General features: G+C 34.9%; 18 protein-coding genes. 4 read left to right on the forward strand and 14 right to left on the reverse strand.

All coding sequences use genetic code 11. From position 1 onward, the window contains the following. Positions 1-158: 158 nt before the first annotated feature. The 4 genes from FLS47_RS17350 to FLS47_RS17365 all read right to left on the reverse strand — a co-directional run bounded on the left by FLS47_RS17350 (position 159) and on the right by FLS47_RS17365 (position 3,981). Positions 159-1,046, reverse strand: a complete 888-nt coding sequence (locus tag FLS47_RS17350; protein WP_149915584.1) for a hypothetical protein — start codon at positions 1,044-1,046, stop codon at positions 159-161. A 135-nt stretch (positions 1,047-1,181) separates the two neighbouring features. Continuing rightward, complete coding sequence (locus tag FLS47_RS17355) at positions 1,182-1,598, reverse strand: hypothetical protein (protein WP_149915585.1); 417 nt, start codon at positions 1,596-1,598, stop codon at positions 1,182-1,184. 53 nt (positions 1,599-1,651) lie between these two features. Further along, the gene (locus FLS47_RS17360; protein WP_149915586.1) at positions 1,652-3,307 is read right to left on the reverse strand and encodes a M28 family metallopeptidase; all 1,656 of its coding nucleotides are present in this window, start codon (positions 3,305-3,307) and stop codon (positions 1,652-1,654) included. 59 nt (positions 3,308-3,366) lie between these two features. Continuing rightward, positions 3,367-3,981, reverse strand: coding sequence for a SprT family zinc-dependent metalloprotease (locus FLS47_RS17365; RefSeq protein WP_149915587.1), 615 nt, complete (start codon positions 3,979-3,981; stop codon positions 3,367-3,369). A gap of 119 nt (positions 3,982-4,100) precedes the next feature. Here FLS47_RS17365 and recN point away from each other — a divergent pair, with 119 nt between their 5' ends. Then, the gene (recN, locus tag FLS47_RS17370; protein WP_149915588.1) at positions 4,101-5,759 is read left to right on the forward strand and encodes a DNA repair protein RecN; all 1,659 of its coding nucleotides are present in this window, start codon (positions 4,101-4,103) and stop codon (positions 5,757-5,759) included. Positions 5,760-6,120: 361 nt separating this feature from the next. Here the strand turns inward: recN and FLS47_RS17375 are convergent, their stop codons facing one another. The 5 genes from FLS47_RS17375 to FLS47_RS17390 all read right to left on the reverse strand — a co-directional run bounded on the left by FLS47_RS17375 (position 6,121) and on the right by FLS47_RS17390 (position 10,537). Then, positions 6,121-6,651, reverse strand: coding sequence for a biliverdin-producing heme oxygenase (locus FLS47_RS17375; RefSeq protein ID WP_149915589.1), 531 nt, complete (start codon positions 6,649-6,651; stop codon positions 6,121-6,123). After that, entirely contained in the window at positions 6,644-8,824 is a 2,181-nt protein-coding gene (locus FLS47_RS17380) for an ATP-binding protein (protein ID WP_149915590.1), read from the reverse strand. Before FLS47_RS17380 ends, FLS47_RS17375 begins: the two co-directional genes overlap by 8 nt. Before the next feature lie 242 nt (positions 8,825-9,066). After that, positions 9,067-9,498 (reverse strand): DUF5777 family beta-barrel protein, encoded by a 432-nt coding sequence (locus FLS47_RS18835; protein ID WP_262713892.1) that lies wholly within the window; start codon positions 9,496-9,498, stop codon positions 9,067-9,069. 1 nt (position 9,499) lies between these two features. Beyond that, on the reverse strand, positions 9,500-10,000 hold the full coding sequence (locus FLS47_RS18840) for a DUF5777 family beta-barrel protein (protein ID WP_262713893.1): 501 nt from the start codon (positions 9,998-10,000) through the stop codon (positions 9,500-9,502). Between the two features lie 18 nt (positions 10,001-10,018). Continuing rightward, the gene (locus FLS47_RS17390) at positions 10,019-10,537 is read right to left on the reverse strand and encodes a YceI family protein (RefSeq protein ID WP_149915591.1); all 519 of its coding nucleotides are present in this window, start codon (positions 10,535-10,537) and stop codon (positions 10,019-10,021) included. Positions 10,538-10,861: 324 nt separating this feature from the next. Here FLS47_RS17390 and FLS47_RS18845 point away from each other — a divergent pair, with 324 nt between their 5' ends. Together FLS47_RS18845 and FLS47_RS18850 are read left to right on the forward strand one after the other, a co-directional pair. After that, positions 10,862-10,990: a hypothetical protein gene (locus tag FLS47_RS18845; protein ID WP_262713894.1), complete on the forward strand. Its 129-nt coding sequence runs from the start codon at positions 10,862-10,864 to the stop codon at positions 10,988-10,990. Positions 10,991-11,005: 15 nt separating this feature from the next. Continuing rightward, positions 11,006-11,137, forward strand: coding sequence for a hypothetical protein (locus FLS47_RS18850; RefSeq protein WP_262713895.1), 132 nt, complete (start codon positions 11,006-11,008; stop codon positions 11,135-11,137). A 36-nt stretch (positions 11,138-11,173) separates the two neighbouring features. On the opposite strand, the gene FLS47_RS17400 is transcribed toward FLS47_RS18850, so the two are convergent. From FLS47_RS17400 to hemL, 3 genes are all read right to left on the reverse strand, one after another. Continuing rightward, positions 11,174-11,584, reverse strand: a complete 411-nt coding sequence (locus FLS47_RS17400; protein ID WP_149915593.1) for a hypothetical protein — start codon at positions 11,582-11,584, stop codon at positions 11,174-11,176. A 95-nt stretch (positions 11,585-11,679) separates the two neighbouring features. Further along, positions 11,680-12,498, reverse strand: a complete 819-nt coding sequence (locus FLS47_RS17405; RefSeq protein ID WP_223225407.1) for a hypothetical protein — start codon at positions 12,496-12,498, stop codon at positions 11,680-11,682. 57 nt (positions 12,499-12,555) lie between these two features. After that, complete coding sequence (hemL, locus tag FLS47_RS17410; RefSeq protein WP_149915594.1) at positions 12,556-13,863, reverse strand: glutamate-1-semialdehyde 2,1-aminomutase; 1,308 nt, start codon at positions 13,861-13,863, stop codon at positions 12,556-12,558. Positions 13,864-14,003: 140 nt separating this feature from the next. On the opposite strand from hemL, the gene FLS47_RS17415 reads away from it, so the two are divergent. Next, on the forward strand, positions 14,004-14,258 hold the full coding sequence (locus tag FLS47_RS17415; protein ID WP_394349539.1) for a DUF6984 family protein: 255 nt from the start codon (positions 14,004-14,006) through the stop codon (positions 14,256-14,258). Positions 14,259-14,387: 129 nt separating this feature from the next. Here the strand turns inward: FLS47_RS17415 and hemB are convergent, their stop codons facing one another. Beyond that, positions 14,388-15,359, reverse strand: a complete 972-nt coding sequence (hemB, locus tag FLS47_RS17420; protein WP_149915596.1) for a porphobilinogen synthase — start codon at positions 15,357-15,359, stop codon at positions 14,388-14,390. 52 nt (positions 15,360-15,411) lie between these two features. Further along, positions 15,412-17,001: a hydroxymethylbilane synthase gene (gene hemC, locus FLS47_RS17425; protein ID WP_149915597.1), complete on the reverse strand. Its 1,590-nt coding sequence runs from the start codon at positions 16,999-17,001 to the stop codon at positions 15,412-15,414. Between the last annotated feature and the right edge of the window lie 38 nt (positions 17,002-17,039).

A 17,039-nucleotide genomic window follows, 5' to 3' on the forward strand; every position in this document is an offset into this window, starting at 1 on the left:
AGTTAATGAATTAATATGTTTTAATAACTTAGAATTTGAGGATAATGCGATTTTGCGAAGCTTTTTTATAGAATTAGTAAATACCAATCGAATGATTTGATTTGGATGTAAGATTTATGTATAAATTCTAATCACAAATCTCCTTTCAGTTTTATGTACTAAAACAGATATTCGTAAATAAAGTGTCTCAAAATTTCTTCTTCGCTTTTATAATGCTGAAGAAATTCCCTCCATGTCGATGGCGAAAATTGAAATCTATTGCCTAGCGAATCTTCATAAGTCCATCTTTTTGTTTTATTCTCAAATAGTTTTGCGAATTCATTTCCATCGCGATAGATATATTCCGTATTGCTAATTCTTCGAATTCGAATATCCTCATCTAAGGATGTATCTTCAACAACATTAAAATCTGGCAAGAGGTAATACGCATCGTTTGATTCTCGCTTAAAACCTCTATTGTCCGAAACAATTACTTTGTTAAAAATGTCTACTTCAAAATCGACCTTATAATTTTGTTCCGAAGACAGTCTATCGATAAGATTTGTAAAAAATTTATACTGGTCTTTACTATTGCGAAAAGGGTTATTTTGAATTTTTGCTAGATATTTTTCATCGTAAGACAATTGATTCCCTTTATTATCCGAAAAAATACGAGCATTAAATATGTCTTTTTTGAATTCCGCTTCGTAATTATTCTCATTTGTTTTGAATATCCAAGAGTCAAATATGTCAATTTCAAATTCTTCTGTTCTATTGGTTACATTTCGAAAGTAAGTAATGTGATCTTCAAAAAATATTTCTTGATCTTTAGAATTTGAAAGCACTGAAGGATTTGTTCTAGACAAAAATTTATTATTAAAAGTGATTGTGTTGTTCTTATTATCCGTAAATATGAGGTCATTGAAAATGTTTTTCTCCAATTTGGCTTTGTAGTTTTCTCGCGCAGATTCGTACGTCAAATTATTAAAAAAATCACGTCCAAACTGTTGGGCAAACGAACTGAAAATAAATACTTGAAAGAAAAGAAATAGGATTACACTTCTCATAATTGATAATTTGTAAGTATGACTACTGCGTAGCCTGAAAGTTTATTGCTAAATAATATAATCTTTTGGGAAGTTATACTATTTCATATGTAAAATAAAAAGGCTCATTTTGAGAAAAATGAGCCTTCAATATTTTTAGTTCAAAATCGACCAAGTCGACCAAGGAATTCTGGTAAGAATCAAGATCAATGCAATCGTGTAAGTGATAAACACTGTTTTGTTTGCTGCATAATCTAATGTTGCTTTCTTCGCTTTGATGTAACCAACCGTGATTAATACAATTGCAATAATCATTATCAACGGATGCTCCAAGAAATATAATCTTGATAAGCTGTTGCTCATATTCTCTCCAGAGAAACTTTTGATGCCAAGTGGAGACACGAAGTAAATAATCAAACCAATAAGTAATTGCAAGTGTGCAGAGATAAACCCGATTAAAGCAATTTTACGGTTATATGGATTTGCTTTGAAATAGTTCACCGCTGTAATGACAATTGAAATAACTAAAGCCAATAAAAGAATGACAGCTAAAGTCGAGTGTAAATGTTTCATGCCTGTTAACATATGTTTAAAGTTTTAATTTTTTTCTATTTCCTACAAAAGTACTATTTTGAAAGTCGTTTTTCGCCTAATTCTCTAAATTCAGATTTAGCCTTGAATTGTGGGAATGTTTTTTCTTGACTCATTACATATCCGATATCAAAGAAAAGACGAATATCAGCCAAAATTCCCCCGAAATCCCAATTTTCATCCAATTCATCTTGCGGTTTGTGGTATCTATTAGCTAGTGCTTCTTTACGCTTCTCGTTTGCTACAGAGTCTGTCGAAATTAATTCTGAACCTGAACCCATAAACAATCCTGGTACACCTTTCTTCACAAAATTGAAGTGATCAGAGCGGTAAAAGCCTCCAGATGTCGGATTTTTCTCACCAACTACTGTTCTTCCGAATTTAGCAGCCGAACGCTCTACGTAATCTTCAATCTCTGTTTGTCCAATACCCACTATCGATACATCTTTTGTCGCACCTAATGGATTAAACGCATCCATATTTAAGTTAGCTACTGTTTTGTTTAACGGATAAATCGGATTGTTCGCGTAATAAGATGAACCCAATAAACCTTCTTCTTCAGCGGTCAACGCAATAAATACAATAGTACGTTCGGGTTGATGTTTTGCAGCTTTGAAAGCTTTTCCTATTTCAAATAATGCCGCTACACCAGCTGCATTGTCAATGGCACCATTGTAAATCGAATCACCATTTACTGGTTCACCGATACCCAAATGATCCCAATGTGCCGTGTAAATAATTGTTTCGTCAGCACGTTTCGTGCCTGATATTTTCGCGATTACATTGTTTGACTTGGAATGTCTAAAAGCATTTTTTAATTCTACTTTCGTGCTGATATTCATCGGTACTGCCTTGAAGCCAGGCTTTTTAGCAGCTTCCATTAAGTCTGCGTTAAGACCAGCGAGTTTAAATAATTTTTCGGCGGTAGGTGTAGAAACCCAGCCTTCGAATTCGGGTAACTCGTCAGGATTGTTGGTTGTTAATTCCAATTGCGGTCCCGACCATCCTGAACGAACAACATCCCAACCATAACTTGCTGCGCCAGTTTCATGAATTAATAAAATTCCGGTTGCGCCTTGACGACCTGCTTCTTCAAATTTATAACGCCATCTCCCATAGTAGGTCATCGTATCGGCTTTGAAAAGGTTTTTATCGTATCGCCCTGGGTCGCTAACCATTACTACGACAGTTTTGCCATTTACATCCAATCCTTCGTAATCGTTCCAATTATATTCTGGTGCGACAATACCGAATCCTGCAAAAATAAGTTCAGTATCTTCCACTAAAGTATTTTCCTTGAGTTTACGCGTGCCAATAACAAAATCATCCAATGATTTTACAGAAATAGAACCGTTTTTGCCTTTGAAAGTTAAATTAGGCTCGACAGGTTTTGATGTGATTTCAACCATTGGTACCTCTTGAAAGTATGAATCGCCATTCCCTGGCTCAAGTCCTATTGCCTTAAATTGTTCTTCAATATAATTGACAGTTAATGTATCACCTTTGGTAAAAGGCTTTCGACCTAAGAAATCATCAGAAGCGAGTTGAGCTACGTGGGCTTTGTAGGATTCTTCTGTAATAGCTTCAAGTGCTGTGCTGTCTAATGCTGTAGCATCAAAGTTCGAAGCTTGTTCAGTACAGGAAAATAGCCCTATACTCAATGCACAGGAAAATAGAAAAGTTTTATTCATAATTCTTATGTGTTGAATCAATAAAAATACGATTTAAAAAGAAAGATAGACTTTTGTATCTAATCTTTGACAGGAATGACCTCGGCAATTGGGTGAAATAGATAGATTTTTTGTGTGGAAATCTCCAAACACTTGTATCTTTTACGAAGTTTTTCTAGTTTTTGAAAAGTTCTTCCATTTTTCATTTGAAAAATTGACTGTTCGGGTAATTCTTCAACATGAGTTAGTTCAGACACCTTCTTATCATATTGTTTTAGTACACGATAGAGATTCAAATCCGTGCAAGAAGATGCCGCAGGATTGTTCATGTAATTATTAATTGCGATGACAACATCAACAGGAAAAATGTTCAATTTCAAAAAGGGTTGAATAAGCGCTTTAAAGTTGTTTTTCCATTCCTCTCCGTGGGGTTTTACTCGGCTTTTATATTCTTGATACGTTTTCAAATGCGCAAATTCATGTACAGTTGTCATCAGAAAAGCATATGGATTAAGGTCATGATTGACCGTGATTTGATGGGAGCTTCCACGAAATGGAGCACGGTAATCGCCTAATTTTGATGCACGACTTTTGGTTACCTTAAATCGACAAGCAGAATCGTTAATCCACTGCGAAATAATAGGTGCAGCTTCTGCAGGAATGTACTTACTCAATTGTTTGCTGAAATCTGGCATATCACTACAAACATATTATTTAAATCCTAAAAAGTGAATTTTTTATGGTTCTCAAACCTAAATCTTATCCCTATATTTGACATTGAAATTTCGATACACATTACATCAATTTATAGAATATGCTATCACGATTACTCATAAAAAACTACGCTTTGATTGATAATTTGGATATCGCTTTTGATAAGGGATTGAATATTATTACTGGGGAAACAGGAGCTGGTAAATCTATCCTGATGGGTGCTTTGGGCTTGGTTTTGGGAAATAGAGCGGAGGGCAAACAGTTTTTTGATGATTCCAAGAAATGTGTTATTGAGGGTTATTTTTCTATATCATCGTATGATCTGAAAGGATTTTTTGAAGAATATGATTTAGATTACGAAGACGAAACGATTATTCGTCGTGAAATATCGTTAGATGGCAAATCACGTGCTTTTGTTAATGATTCACCAGTAAACTTAGCAACATTGAAGGCTCTGGGTGAAAGATTAATAGACATTCACTCGCAACATGCGACTTTACAAATCAATACTGAAGAATTTCAACTGTTTGTGCTTGATTCCATTGCAGGGAATGAAATTTTACTTGAAGAGTTTCGACAAGAACTTCAACAATTGCGTCAGCTCGATAAAAAGTTAAAAACGCTTAAAGAAGAATCTCGCACGGCCAATGCTGAATTGGATTATAATCAATTTCTATTTGATGAATTGGAAAAACTGAATGTGCGCGAGGGGGAACTCAAGGAATTAGAAGAGGAGCAAAGTCAATTAGAGAATGCAGAGGAAATCAAGCGCGCGTTGTTGGCTTCTACGCATTTGTTGGCGGACGGCGAACAAAATGCATTGACCTTATTAAAGGAAAGTATACAACAAATTCAACAGGCTTCTCGGTATTTTGCAGATGCCGAAGAGTTGGCAAATCGATTGAACAGTGCCTATATAGAAATCAAGGATGTGTCATCAGAAATTGCACATCAGGAAGCTTCTGTCAATTTGGATGAAAAGCGTTTGGATGAAGTGAATTCACGTTTGAGTGATATCTACAGTTTATTGAAAAAACATCGCTTTGAATCTGAAACGGAACTTATCCAATTACGAACTGAATTGGAAGAAAAACTCCAGGTTGCCTTAAATCACGATGATATCTTAGCGAAACTAGAGGGGGATAAGAAAAATCAGGAGGCAAAAGTTTCACAATTGGGTGCAAACCTTCACAAAAAGCGTAAAGAAATAAAGGCTAAAGTAGAAGAGTCAGTTCAAAAGACTCTGGCACATGTAGGAATGGCTAATGCTAAACTCGAAGTTTCCTTAACCTTACAATCGTTAGATAAAGCTTCCAATAGAGGTATGGACAGCGTTCAATTTCTTTTCTCCGCAAATAAAGGGCAAGCTTTGCAACCAATTCATAAAGTTGCTTCCGGAGGTGAATTATCACGTGTGATGCTTGCCATTAAATCTTTGGTCGCACAGAATTCAGCTTTGCCAACGATTATTTTTGATGAGATTGATACAGGAATTTCAGGGGAGGTAGCACTGCGAGTGGGAGAGGTGATGCATGATTTAGCGAATAATATGCAGGTGTTGGCGATTACGCATTTGCCACAGATTGCTTCAAAGGGAACCTCACATTTCAAAGTTTACAAAGAGGACAAAAATGATAAAACGCGTTCGAATATTGTATTGATGAATGCGGATGAACGTATTGTAGAGGTTGCACAAATGCTTAGCGGAGCGAATCCAGGAGAAGCGGCATTAGCTCACGCGAAGAATTTATTGAGTTAATAGCATTTTGCTATCAACTAAAGACGCCTGCGAATTGTAATTTGCAGGCGTTTTATGTATTTAAGATGTTTGTAGATAAATGCATTGGTATTATTCAACGTTGTTTCCTATGATTGCTAATAAAAGTAAATAATAACCTTTTTCTAGTCCTAATTCTGCTGCTTTTTGTTCAATTGTTTTCATAATCTGATGAATTTATGTTTGTAGTTCGATTATGTTTATTCAATAGATGTGCCAAAAAATTATTTGAATGGGGATAAATCTGAAAAGTTATAAATCTTACGTATTAAATCGGATGATTAAGGTTTTTGACACGAGATGAATGTAATAAATACTTATATCTTGAGTATTTTTCCTTCTGTTATTCCCCAAATAATAGATATCCATCTCTCGCACCTTGAATGACTTTTTGAAGTTCGAATTCTTCTAATCCATTAATCAGTGCCTGAAATTCTTTCCATATTGCAGAAAGCTCTTCTTGATGTTGGGATAGGTATGCAAAAGGAAAACCCTCAAATGTATCATATTCATGTAGCTTTTTTAGTATCATCTTATTTCCTAACATAGCACCCAATACAATATAGATCAAACCCAACTTGTAGTGGCGATTCGTATTATTAATAACTACAGGTGATAAATTGTTTTTGATAGTTGATAAATGCTTTATATCAGAATACAGCGCAGATAGTTTCTGTTCCAAAATGATTTCAAATTCTGGCCAATCTAAACTAACTTTTGGAAGAATTCCAGCTATATAATTGTATGATTTAAGAATAAAGTTATGGTAATGTGCTGTGGTAAACTGATTTGAAAATAATAGCTTTGAATGCATTACATCCTCTATTTTATCGTGTAAATCTTGAGTCTCCGTTTTTAGAAGCGTATTATTCATTTGGAAAAATTAATTTAAATGTAGTTCCTTCTCCGACAATACTTTCAAAGCTAATAGTCGCATGAAGTCTGTCTACAATTCGTTTTACAATAGCCATCCCAACGCCAGTTCCTTCAAACTGGCTTGCATTTGCTAAACGTTTAAAGATGCTAAAGACATATTGTTTTTCGGATTCATCGATGCCGATCCCATTATCTTTTATAATATATATCAGCTTATTATTTTCAATAACACTATATACTTCAATTGTAGTTATATTTTTTTTACTACTGAATTTTACAGCATTGTTAATTAGATTCATAAATAGCTGATACAGCAATGTTTTTTCCCCATATATGGGGTGAAGATCACCTAATATGATTTCAAAATTTTGAACTTTATGCGTTTGGATAGCCTGGTGAATTATCTGATTAATGAAAGTCTCAGTTGAAACTGTCTCGAAAGGTAAGATGTGTATTGAAGTTTTAGTAGATTCAATAGTCTTGTCTATAATTTCGTTTATCAAATGCGCTGCTTCGTGTATATTCTTCGCAAATTTATTGATGATTTCCTTGGACAACTGATCCCGTGAATACATGAATTGTGCAGCTGTCATAATTGTTGACAGCGGATTTTTCAGATCGTGAGACAATTCATGTGTATAAGTTTCAAGCTTATTATTCGCTTCTATCAACTGCTCATTAAGGCGTTTGACCTCATTCATTTTGCGCAACATTGATTCTTGAATCAACTTTTGAATGCGCATCAGAAAATCGTGATCAAATTTTGACCATTTCTCAGATTGACCTTTGACATCTTTTTTCCATAGCTGGAAAGAAGTTCTAGGAGAATAGAGATAAGCATTTTTTTCTTCTGAAAATATTTGATGTTTTTCAGGTACTCCAGCCCATTTTTCTTCAATGAGAATTTCTTTTCTGAACCAATAAATAACAAATTCGTGGTCTTTATCACAACTTAATCGTGCAATACCAGTCCATGAGCTATTATCAATTTTTTTATCATTCGATAAGGTGAAGTTATGCGCAGTATAAATGTTTTCGGAATTTATTTCCTCATTAATGTGCGTGTGAATATCTTCCAGAATATATTCATTTGGTGTTTCTCCAAATCGTAAAATATGGTCAGGAGATTTTATTATTAATCCTGTCGCCGAAAGCGTGCGCATAAACTGAAGTGCAAATTCGCCTAGAGTTTTTTCGAAAGATTGATTATAAAACAGTTTTTCTTTTAATTCTAATTCGATTTCACTGATAATTTGATCTTGTTTTATTTGGATGCGCTGTCTTTCTACCAAATATTTATTAGCTGCATAATGCGTTACAAAAAGTCCTAAACTCCGTTTATCGTAAGGAATGTATTTAGGTGCAATGTTCTGGCAGGCGACCAATCCCCATAATTTATTATCAATAATAATGGAAAAACTTGCGCTCGCGCGTACTCCAAAATTATTTAAATACTGTAAATGTACGGGCGACAGTGCGCGGACTTGAGATTTTGATAGGTCTATACTATGAGCAGAAAGTCCGTAAAGTGGTATTGTCTTCGCCTGTACATCGGAAGTTTGTCTTGATAAATTTTTAAGGTATAGTTGCCTAGCTTGTTGCGGTATGTCAAATTCAGGATAGCGGTAGCCGAGAATAGAATCTTCTTTTAATTTTTTCTTCTCTGCAACTACAATTCCACTATTATCCTCTAAAAATTGATAGACCATTACACGATCAAAATCAATTATCTTTGAAATATTCTCGCACAGCGCCTGCCAGACATTATCACTTCTTTCAAAATTCAGTTGAAAATCATTCAGCTGATTTAAAGCAATAACTATACTTTCATTTTTTTCCAGCTCCACGAATATATGTTCTTGAAAGGCATATACTGTGATATGGTAGCATTGGTCGTTTACAATTACTTGTTTTGTGTAAGGATTATCTTCTAAATATGGAATTTGCGTGTTATCAATTTTCGTATCGCCATCTATGTGTTTTAATAATTCATTAATATGAATATTTATTGCGCTAGTTATCCCAATTGGTAACCATTCGTTGCAATTTTCACTGATAGCAATGCACTCACCTATTAAATTAAAAACTACGAGGTAGCCAAAATTTTGGATTCTTCCACATAAATGAATCTGTTCCTCTTCACAGTCTAGTGTTTTTAAGTCTTTAATCATCAAGATGTGAATAGATGGATTAAATATACTTAATTGTAGGTGATCTAGTCTGTCATATTTTTGATACGTAACTAAGGTGATATAATGTTTTTATTAAGGTATAATTATTAACACTGTTGAAACTTACAAAATAATTGTTTGTTGATATTTAATAAAAGTCAAACTTGGAAAATCATTTTCCAATAAAAGTAAGTTAATTATTTTAAGAGTATGTATGCTATATGATATCCGCTAATAGATTATTATTCCTTGTGCTTATCAAATGAAAATCTTCTCGCAATGCTAAATCCCCATATGAATTGACCTTTTGTCCAACTACTAGTCGTTTCAGTAATGTATTGCGATTCTTGTACAGCATTTGCATTGGTGAAATTTAGATGAAAAACGTGACCTCCAGTTTCTATCTCTAAGCCTACACCCAATGCATTGTAGAATTTATTTCCGCTGATATTTTCGATATAATCTTTCTTTTCTTTATTCCGAAAAGGATCAACATAGTCTGCTATGAGGGCCATTCTTTTCGTGAATTTTAATCGTCCTCCGACAACGAGAGCAAAGGTTGTATTTTGATCACCAAAAGCGGTGTAGTTTTGATGGATGTAGCTCGGAGCCACCACTAATGAAAATGCTGAACTAAATTTCCGGGCTATGATCAATTGATTCGCATGTGACAATCTATCTCAAAATTTGGTGAAACTGCTCGCAGCAGTTGGGTGATCTGATTTGTCTATAGCGGAAGTGGTCGAACTTCCCAAAAAAGCTACACTTACAGGTATCGTTTATTTGTTCTAAAAATTTGTATTTCACAATCGTTTCGAACAATTGTGTTAATTCTGAAGCTCCTTTTGCACGTGCAATTCCAATATTTAAATTATCACTAATTCCATAATCAAAACCAATACGGATATCTGAAGCATGATCCAACCCAAAAAATTGACTAGCACCTCCACCTTTGCCCGCGATATCACCAAATCGGTGATCAACCCTAAAATCTAATTCTTTTTTGTGTATGGTTTCGATAGTTTGAATATTTATCAACTTTCCGGATTTGAATGTTGCGGACACTTTCTCTGTCTCATCCGCTACTGTTACTAAATTTTCTAATGATTCCTGAGCAAAACTTGCTAGTGGTAAAACAAATAGTAAAAGAAGTATATAATTGGTTATTTTATTCATTTCTATTATTTTATAATGTTAGTTCACTTCTACTTTGTTGAATTGAGCTGCAATCTTAACTTGGATTACTTCGGCTATATTTTTACCAACAATGGATGGAACTTTGATATTATGGTCTACTAACTTTATATCAAAGTTTGAAATAGTAGAGAGCTGATTGTTATTAAGGACAATAGTAGCTTTGGTAATATAGTCTTTGGTTATACCATGAATAAGTAATTTTCCTGAAACATCTACATTATACGTACCATTTCCTTTAATCTGTTGGGGATTTAAAATCTTTCCTTTGAATTCCGCAAACGGATATTTATCACTTTCCATATAATTCTCATTAAAATGCTCTTGCATAAGTTTCTTGGCAAATTCAAAAGTGTTAATCTTTACTTTGAAAATGATATCACCGTTGTCTAAATTAATAGCAGAAGCTACTTTTTGAGTTTTGGCTTGAATATTTTCGATTGGGGTGCTACTAAAAAAGGTGATTTGTCCATTTTTAACATTAAAAATATTGGACTGAGCATGCGATGAAAACTCCATCCCCCTACGATAAATAGGAGACAGCTTTAGATTTGACAGAGGTGAAAGGTGTTGGACAACAGAAATTGAGTGAAATATAGGATTATTGTATACTCAGCCGATTACTAACAGATTAAGTATGAGTACAGGTGTATTGTATTCACGAAAAAATATGAATCGTCATATAGTTTTTATAAACCTGAAAATCCTTATAAAGGAAGCCATACTCCGACGGATGTATCGGCGGTCTGTGATGTGTTATCAGTGCCTATTTTGGTTAATCATAAAATTTTTCAAGCTAAATCATATACGATAACAGCGAGTACAGGTTTGTCAAGTTACATTATGCTGAAAGAAAAATACGATTTCACTTATACTGGTGAAGGGTATAAGTCTTACAATACCAGTTACACTTTGAAAGGGAAGAATCAACATTATTTTGGTGTAGCAGATTTCTCCGTTTCTTTTGATTGAAAAATAAATAACAAAATGAGTATAGGAATACGACCGTTTATGCAAATACCATTGACCGGGATTGGATGTGGTCGTACAAATTTACAGTCTAGAGGTTTGGCTGTAAGTTTTGGAATTGACCTTAGTAAATTGGATAGTTTTCTTTAACAGAAAGAGAGGTGTTATGACCTCTCTTTTATGTTATTAATTTCCAATTTCATTATCTGTTAAGACAATTTTTGTGATCATATTGTCAGGAGGAATAGGAGATCCTGCGCCTCGATATTCGGCATATATTCTCACTTTACCAATTGAATAATTTGCTGTAAATATATAATTACCAATAGTGGCAGGTAATAGCTCATATGTTGTTTGATTGTTGTCGTATGAAATCGCCACGCTTACATGACCATCCTCAAAATATCTTTGGTCTAAATCTGCAACATTTTGTTCAAACCTATATGCCTTAGGCTCTGTCTGAACCCATTGATTAGATTTGATAGTGTACACATAACTTACTCCTGGTAGAGCATTAGTTATATATTCTTTTGTGCAGGAACTTAGTGTGGCTAGGGATGCGCTAGCAATAGCTAATGCAATTAGTATGCGTTTCATGTGTATTGAAGTTAAAATAATTAATACTAGTTTTTAAGTGTGACCTCGAATTTCAATAATAGTTTAATGTAGAACGTTATTATTTTAATCTTACATTATTTTATGAAATTACTTTTTCTCTCAATAGTAACATTATCCCCAGTCAAAGCCGACCCATCTTTATCTACTAATGTCAGTTGGATTGTTGTTTCACCATTAGGCAAATTTGTAATTTCGTAAGGAATCCATCTATCCAACATAAATTCTTGACCATTTATTACAGCTTTAACTTTGTTTCCTTCAGGCGAAATATCTGTGTTGACTACAAAAAAATCTAACAAAACAGAATTCGTATCGTCACCTTTGTAATCTCCTTTAGGTCGGCTGTAGAATAAAGATGGTTCTGTCGGTACATTTTGTTCTTCAACCTTGCCGTCCGAATTAACTTTAAATTTGATCAATTTAGATGCGTCAGTGGTCTTTATTGACTCGTGAAAGGAACGAGATAAAAATGATTGCAAATAATGCTCAGAGTTAATCGGCACATTAAACGTATGTTCAGGTTTATACAAAGCCACATATGGTGCATTGTTCAGAATGAAATGGATATGTTGTCCTTCAGCCGAATTTGCCATATGGTGGACATGGTCTGTTTGATCTGTTAAATTAAAGTTATTTACTGCATATTTGATCGTAACTTTAGCGGAATCATTTCCTAATTTTTCTGACGATAATGAAGAAACCGTTAAAGTCGCACCTGGAAATTCTTTCGCATGTGGTAATGGTGTGACTTCAATCGCTATTGCGGTATCTGCATATGTTAAAGAGTCTTGTGTTGAATTCGTGTTTGAATTATTGGGTGAATTACACGAAAAAGTAAGGAATAATCCACAAGTAGCGGTTAAAATAAGATTTTTTGATATAATATTTTTCATGAGAAAATGGTTTATTGTAATCAATACTAATTACAACAAACCATCACCTCAAAAGTTTTATGCGAAAGCGACTAAAAGAGCTTCCTTAATAGCTGAAATTGCTGTTGACAAATCTTCTTGCGTATGAGCAGAAGAAATAAAACCTACTTCATAACCCGATGGACCAAAGTAAATTCCTCTATTCAACAATCCACGGTGCATGATTTTATATTTAATCATTGAATTAGGATCAATTTGATCAGCCGATTTAATAGCTTCTTGCGAAGTGAATGCAAACCAAAAAATAGAGCCAATTGTGAAAATCTTCACCTCAAGTTTGTTCTCTTCTATGAAAGCACGGATTTCTTCGACGAAAGCTGATGTTGTTTGCTCTTGTTTTTCGTAGAATCCAGGTTGTGCTAGAATACTTAATGCTGCAATACCTGCAGCCATTGCTACTGGATTACCAGACAAAGTCCCCGCTTGATAAACCCCACCATCTGGTGAAATATGCCCCATGATTTCTGCCGACGCACCATAAGCTCCAACAGGCATACCGCCACCTATGATTTTACCATACGTCAAAATATCAGGCTGAATATCGTAATATGCTGCAGCTCCTTCAAATCCTAAACGGAAACCTGTGATAACTTCATCAAAAATCAATAGAGACCCGTTAGCTTTTGTAATTTTTCGTAAGAACTGTACGTAATCTTTATCTTGAATCAACAAGCCATTATTCGCAGGTACACCTTCAATAATAACAGCTGCGATTTGATCTTTGAAATCCACGAAAACTTGTTCTAGAGCTGCTTTGTCATTTAAGCCGATTACGATAGTTTCATCTGCAAACGCTTTAGGAACACCTGCCGAAGATGTTTCTCCAAAAGTTACTAATCCCGAACCAGCTTTTACCAGTAAAGAATCCGAGTGTCCATGATAACAGCCTTCGAATTTGACGATCTTATCACGTCTTGTATAGCCTCTAGCTAAACGAATTGCTGACATAACCGCTTCTGTACCCGAACTTACAAAACGGATTTTCTCCACATATTTGTTGTTGGAAATAATCAATTCGGCTAACTCATTTTCTAATGCAGTAGGCGCACCAAAACTCAAACCTTTACCCAATTGCGCTTGTACAGCTTCACGGATTTCAGGATTGTTGTGACCCAATATAAGCGGCCCCCAAGAACAACAAAAATCTATAAACTCATTTCCATCGGCATCCCAAAGATGTGCTTTGTCGCCTCTTTCGATAAATAATGGCGTGCCATATACCGATTTGAATGCGCGAACGGGTGAATTTACCCCCCCCGGAAAATAGTTTTTTGCTTTTTCGAAAAGTTCAGCTGACTTTTCTCTAGATATATCTTGTGCTTTCATGTGCTTATTTCAATAGTCTTGCGAAGTTAGAGATTTATATGTAAATTATGTTCATGACCAAGTCAGGAAATGTTAATTATGAGTCGTAAACTGAGAACAGATGAAATTGCTCTTATATCCTTCCTGTTGGAAGGTGCTGAATTAAAAAACATTTTACTTCATATTTAGATAGCTTTTTTGTAGAAGATATGAATGATGGAGGAATGGGAAGTTTAAAATTTTTATATGATTGTGAACAGTCATATGGAGGAGTAATTGTTGAGGCTGAATATATTGATTTGGATGGTGTACTGGTATTAATATCCTTAATAATGACTAAAGAAAATCAATTGTATGAATTAAATGTATTTAAAGGAGACTTCTTGTCGTTAAAAAAATTTCCCAAAGTTATCTAAATTTTAAATAAAAGGATTTTTAATTAATAAAGGCTCAAAAATTTCTTGAGCCTTTGTCTTATATTGTCATCTAGACCTCAGGAAGATATCATAAGATTCTTGAGGTCTAGATGAAGTGTTATATAAATTTTACTTTAACCAACCTTTTTCCAATACTTCTTTTGCGTGGTAGGTTAAGATAGAGGTAGCCCCTGCACGGCGGAAACTTAATAACGTTTCCATAATTACTGCTTCAGACAACCAGCCATTTGCAATAGCCGCTTTTAGCATAGCGTATTCACCTGAAACGTTGTATGCTGCGATAGGTAAATCAAAATTATCGTGTAATAATTTAATCACATCCAAATACGGAAGACCTGGTTTTACCATTAAGAAGTCAGCACCTTCTTCCATATCCAATTGCGCTTCGATTAATGCTTCCCTGCTGTTAGCTGGATTCATTTGGTAGGATTTTTTGTCACCTTTTTTAGGTGCTGAACCTAGAGCATCACGGAAAGGACCGTAATAAGCAGAAGCGTATTTAGCGGTATACGACATCAACGATACATTGGTAAAGCCATTATCATCCAAAACAGTACGTAAATAACCAATACGTCCGTCCATCATATCCGATGGTGCAATAATATCCGCACCTGCTTTTGCATGAGCCAAAGCCATTTTTCCTAAAACCTCTAGCGTTTCATCGTTTAAGATTTCGCCATTTTCTACAATACCATCGTGACCATCCGAGCTATATGGGTCCATTGCAACATCTGTAATTACACATGCTTCTGGGAAGTTTTTCTTTACAGCATCAATTGCACGCAAATACAACGTTCCTTCGCGGTAACTTTCTGTTGCGTATTTATCTTTCAATGCTTCTTCTACCGCAGGAAACAAATCAAAAGCTTTCAACCCCAAGTTCATACAGCTTTCTACTTCACGTAGTAAGTTGTCGATTGAATAACGAAAAATTCCTGGCATGGATTTAACTTCCTCTTTTTGATTTTCGCCATCCACGATAAATAAAGGGAATATAAGATTGGCAGCGGACAAGTGTGTCTCTTGAATCATGTCACGAATGACTGCTGATTTTCTGTTTCTTCTAGGACGTTGTAACATGGTATATGTTTTATATGAAAGCCATTTCTAAGAAATGGCTTGTTATACTATTTTATTTGTATTCCAATCCAAAAATTGCTTCAGTTAAGCCCATTTCATCAGGAGAAAAAGGAAGTGAATATTTCAATCCCATTTCTTCGATTGCTTTAGCAGTAGAGTAACCAATGCAGATGATTTGTTGATCTGGTTCAGCTAAATTTTCTGCAAAGTATGCTTGCACATTACTTGGGCTTGTGAAAATCAACACATCAGCATTTGATTTGTCCACATTTTCTTCCAAAACCGTTTCATAAATAGGCATATCAATGACTGTCGTGTTTTCTGTTAATGCTTTTTGAATACTCATTAACGAATCTTTCGCACGAGGAATAAACACCGTTTGTCCATCCACAACTTTAGCAAACTCTTTTGCAATTTCTTCGGTACTAATGCCCAAATCATCACCTGAGAAATCTGCTACACGACCAAATTTGCGTAATGTCGACTCTGAGCCTCTTCCTAAAACACCAATTTTTGTTTTCTTCAAAATAACTGGATTCAATTTGAAGAAATGCTCAATTGCATTTTTACTGTTAAAGAAAATCCAATCTGCCTTTTTTAGAATAAACGAATCTAGAGTGTTGATCGTTGGAAATATTTTAATCAAAGATCTCGCGTCTACAGAAATATTGTGTTTCGCTAACCATTTTGCCAAATAGGAGTTTTCATCCAAATCTCTTGAGATAAAAACAGAAGAAGGCATTTTGCGATCTTTATTGAATTTTTCGAAAATTCGTTGTGCCATACCTTCAGTCGTATCTGACTCTAAGTACAATCTATCTGGAAAATCTTCATTATCCTCTGCGATAGAAGTCCACGATTCGAATTTACCATTGCGCTCGCGACAGTAAGAGCCAAGAGGAGCGTGGCAACCCGCATCAAACATGTTTAAAACTTTACGCTCAACGGCAATAGTTTTGGCAACAGCTTCGCAGTTTATTTTTTGTAATAAATTAAATAAATCTTGATCTGTTTCACGAATTTGAATAGCTAATACACCTTGTGCTGGCGCAGGAATAATCTCAACTGGTGAAATTTCTTCAATATGAAAATCAGATAAATCCATTTCAATGCGCGTAACACCAGCTTTAGCTAATACAATCGCATCATATTGTTCGTCACGAAGTTTTTGAATACGTGTTTGTAAATTTCCACGTAAATCTGTGAATTCTAAATCTGGACGTACCGATAGCAGCTGCGCTTTACGTCTATTGGATGAAGTACCTACACTTGCATTGTGTTTTAATGACAAGCGTTTGGTTACATCCACACAATCTTTGTGAATAATAATCACTTCAGAAGGGTCTTCACGCTCCGATACGGCAGCGATGATAAGTCCTGGAGGATTAACCGTAGGTAAGTCTTTGTGGGAGTGAACGGCAAGATCAATTTTAGCAGAAAGTAATTCTTCTTCCAATTCTTTGGTGAAAAATCCTTTGCCTTCTAATTTATCCAAACGAAGATGTTGGATAATATCGCCTTGCGTTTTAATGATTTTTAATTCGGCTTCTACACCGATTTCTGCTAATCTATCTTGTACGAAGTGGGCTTGCCAAAGCGCAAGTTTACTACCTCTAGTTCCGATAATTAATTTTCTATTCACTGACACAAATTTACGTTAACAATTAACGTTGCAAATTT

This window comes from Sphingobacterium cavernae, from assembly GCF_008520265.1.
GTDB lineage: Bacteria > Bacteroidota > Bacteroidia > Sphingobacteriales > Sphingobacteriaceae > Sphingobacterium > Sphingobacterium cavernae.

Excerpts from the sequence above, each read along its gene's own strand:
- FLS47_RS17405 (WP_223225407.1), bottom strand. The coding sequence starts at position 12,498 with ATGAAAAATATTATATCAAAAAATCTTATTTTAACCGCTACTTGTGGA.
- recN (WP_149915588.1), top strand. The coding sequence starts at position 4,101 with ATGCTATCACGATTACTCATAAAAAACTACGCTTTGATTGATAATTTG.
- FLS47_RS17400 (WP_149915593.1), bottom strand. The coding sequence starts at position 11,584 with ATGAAACGCATACTAATTGCATTAGCTATTGCTAGCGCATCCCTAGCC.
- FLS47_RS17355 (WP_149915585.1), bottom strand. The coding sequence starts at position 1,598 with ATGAAACATTTACACTCGACTTTAGCTGTCATTCTTTTATTGGCTTTA.
- FLS47_RS17350 (WP_149915584.1), bottom strand. The coding sequence starts at position 1,046 with ATGAGAAGTGTAATCCTATTTCTTTTCTTTCAAGTATTTATTTTCAGT.
- FLS47_RS18850 (WP_262713895.1), top strand. The coding sequence starts at position 11,006 with ATGAGTATAGGAATACGACCGTTTATGCAAATACCATTGACCGGGATT.
- FLS47_RS18845 (WP_262713894.1), top strand. The coding sequence starts at position 10,862 with ATGCTGAAAGAAAAATACGATTTCACTTATACTGGTGAAGGGTATAAG.
- FLS47_RS17380 (WP_149915590.1), bottom strand. The coding sequence starts at position 8,824 with ATGATTAAAGACTTAAAAACACTAGACTGTGAAGAGGAACAGATTCAT.
- hemL (WP_149915594.1), bottom strand. The coding sequence starts at position 13,863 with ATGAAAGCACAAGATATATCTAGAGAAAAGTCAGCTGAACTTTTCGAA.
- FLS47_RS17390 (WP_149915591.1), bottom strand. The coding sequence starts at position 10,537 with ATGGAGTTTTCATCGCATGCTCAGTCCAATATTTTTAATGTTAAAAAT.
- FLS47_RS17375 (WP_149915589.1), bottom strand. The coding sequence starts at position 6,651 with ATGAATAATACGCTTCTAAAAACGGAGACTCAAGATTTACACGATAAA.
- FLS47_RS17360 (WP_149915586.1), bottom strand. The coding sequence starts at position 3,307 with ATGAATAAAACTTTTCTATTTTCCTGTGCATTGAGTATAGGGCTATTT.
- FLS47_RS18840 (WP_262713893.1), bottom strand. The coding sequence starts at position 10,000 with ATGAATAAAATAACCAATTATATACTTCTTTTACTATTTGTTTTACCA.
- hemB (WP_149915596.1), bottom strand. The coding sequence starts at position 15,359 with ATGTTACAACGTCCTAGAAGAAACAGAAAATCAGCAGTCATTCGTGAC.
- FLS47_RS17365 (WP_149915587.1), bottom strand. The coding sequence starts at position 3,981 with ATGCCAGATTTCAGCAAACAATTGAGTAAGTACATTCCTGCAGAAGCT.